The 2,582-nt window shown below is 38.7% G+C and carries 2 protein-coding genes; both read right to left on the minus strand.

Annotation, left to right across the window (positions count from 1 at the left end; translation table 11 throughout):
- Positions 1–1,340 (minus strand): ABC transporter ATP-binding protein (locus VLB74_RS00700; protein ID WP_325201550.1); only part of this gene is annotated, 1,340 nt, incomplete at its 3' end.
- Positions 1,341–2,582: phospho-sugar mutase (locus VLB74_RS00705; RefSeq protein WP_325201551.1), on the minus strand; the 1,242-nt coding region annotated here is incomplete at its 5' end.

Genomic DNA, 2,582 nt, shown 5'->3' on the forward strand with positions numbered 1-2,582 from the left:
ATCAAGTTTCGGAGTGAATGCATTTTCATATCTTTGATATCAATGCCATCTACTTTGATACTGCCTTGCTGAACATCATAAAAACGAGTAAGAAGGTTGGCAATTGTACTTTTACCACTTCCGGACTGTCCTACCAAAGCAACTGTCTTTCCTTTTGGGACTTCCAGTGAGAAATTGGTAAGTACATTCTCTGTTTCATAGCGGAAATCGATGTTTTCGATAGTTATCTTATCATCAAAGGTGCTTTTTTCAATAGCATTGGTTTTGTCGGTTATTTCGTTTTCAACTTCCAAAACTTCAAAAACACGTTCTGCTGCGGCAACACCGTTTTTAACAGCATAAGACGCTTTTGATATGGCTTTTGCCGGTGTCAGGATGTTGTAAGCTAATCCCATATAAGCCAGAAAAGTGGCTCCGTCTAAAGTTTTGTCCACAAGTACCATGCTTCCGCCGTACCAAAGTAAAACGGCAATAGTAATGATTCCCATGAATTCGCTCAATGGAGATGCCAGGTTGTTTTTCTTTCCTATTTTATTGGAAAGCCTTAAAAGTCGGTTGATTGAATCTTGTAAACGTCCCGTGAAATGTGGTTCGGCATTATAACTTTTAACGATTTTAAGACCTGATAAACTTTCTTCAACTATGGAAATCATACGCCCGCTTTCTTTTTGGGCTTCCAGTGATCTGGCTTTTAAGCTTTTGCCTATTTTTGATATTATAAGTCCGCATATTGGGATGAAAATAAAAACAAAAAGAGTTAGTTTGAAACTAAAGGCAAACATTCCGATTATTGAAAAAACAATCGTCATAGGTTCTTTCACGATAAGTTCAAGAATCGAAAAGAAAGAATTCTGCACCTCTCCAATATCGCCCAGCATTCTGGCTAGGACATCACCTTTTCTTTTTTCCGAATAGTAGGAAACCGGCAACGCAATTATTTTATCATACATTACTTTTCGCAAATCACGCAAAACACCATTTTTAAGATGCATCATATGAAAAGATGCCAGATAACCGAAGAGGTTTTTCAATAAAAAAGTGGTAATTATCAAAGAAACAACTATTAAAAGAGCGGTCTCGGTGTTGTTGTTTTCAGTAAGTTGGGTGATGTTATAATACAGCAGGTTTTGGGCATAGTCCGTAATATGAAAAATGTCTTTCCACACTGGGGCTGTATCCACTTTTTTTGTTTTGTCGAATAGCACATTCATCATCGGGATAAGCATAATGAAAGAAAGTGTACTGAACAAAGCATATAAGACGTTAAAAATCACGTTTGATATAACATGTGATTTATAAGGCTTTATAAACGGGAAGATTTTTGAGATAATTTTATTCATTTAATTCAATCGCATTTCAGCAATAATATTTTTGATTTTAGTATCTAAATAGGCTTCAGCATCAGGAACATCGGTAACAGTTTCAATGGCGCAGTTGACACTGAAATAGAATTTTATTTTAGGTTCCGTACCGCTTGGGCGTGCACAAATTTTGCTTCCGTCTTCGAGATAATATATTAAAACATCCGATTTTGGAATGGCAAGCGGTTCAATTTCATTGGTAAATAAATTTCGTAACGTCGAATTTTGATAATCTTCTATGCATACCACTCGTTCTCCGTTGATTTCGTTAACTGGGTTTTCACGAAGGTCAATCATCATTTGCTTTATTTCGTTTGCTCCTTCGATTCCTTTTTTGGTAATCGAAATCAAATGCTCTTGGTAGAAGCCGTAATCAACATACATTTGAAGCAATTCCTGATAAATCGAACTTCCTTTTTCTTTGGCTTGAGCTGCAATTTCGCAAACCAAAAGGGTAGAAGCAACAGCGTCTTTGTCCCTAACGGCGTCGCCAACCATAAAACCGAAGCTTTCTTCGCCACCACCGATGAATTTCTGGTTAGGAAAATCCTTGATCATCTTGGCAATCCATTTGAAACCGGTTAAGCCGACTTTGCATTCAATATCATAAGCGGAAGCCAATTCCTGCATCATTGGTGTTGAAACGATGGTGGAGCCAACAAATTCTGTTCCAGTCAGTTTTCCTTGTTTTTTCCATTGCTGAAGCAGAAAATGTGTCATGACAACCATGGTTTGGTTACCGTTCAGTAATGTCATTTTGCCTTTTTCGTCGCGAACGGCTACGCCTAATCTGTCGGAATCCGGGTCGGTACCCACTACAATATCTGCGTTTGTCTGTTCTGCAAGCTCCATTGCCATGGCCAGCGCTTCCGGTTCTTCCGGGTTTGGCGATTTTACTGTCGGGAAATTTCCGTCCGGTTCGGCTTGTTCTTTTACGATTTCGACATTTGTATAGCCTGCCTTCGCTAAAACATCGGGAACCAGTTTGATGGAAGTTCCGTGAAGTGAAGTGAAAACAATTTTAAGGTTTTCCTTGGCTGTAGGCGAAGTGTTAAAAGTAGCGTTTTCGATAGAGGAGTCGATGAAAGCTTCGTCTACTTCTCTGTCGATATATTCGATTAAATTGTTATTGGCTTCAAATTTTATTTCACTGTAATCCAACGCCTCGATCATTTGGATGATTTCATCGTCTTGAGGTGGTACCAATTGACCTCCATCCTG

The organism is Flavobacterium sp., assembly GCF_035456225.1.
GTDB lineage: Bacteria > Bacteroidota > Bacteroidia > Flavobacteriales > Flavobacteriaceae > Flavobacterium.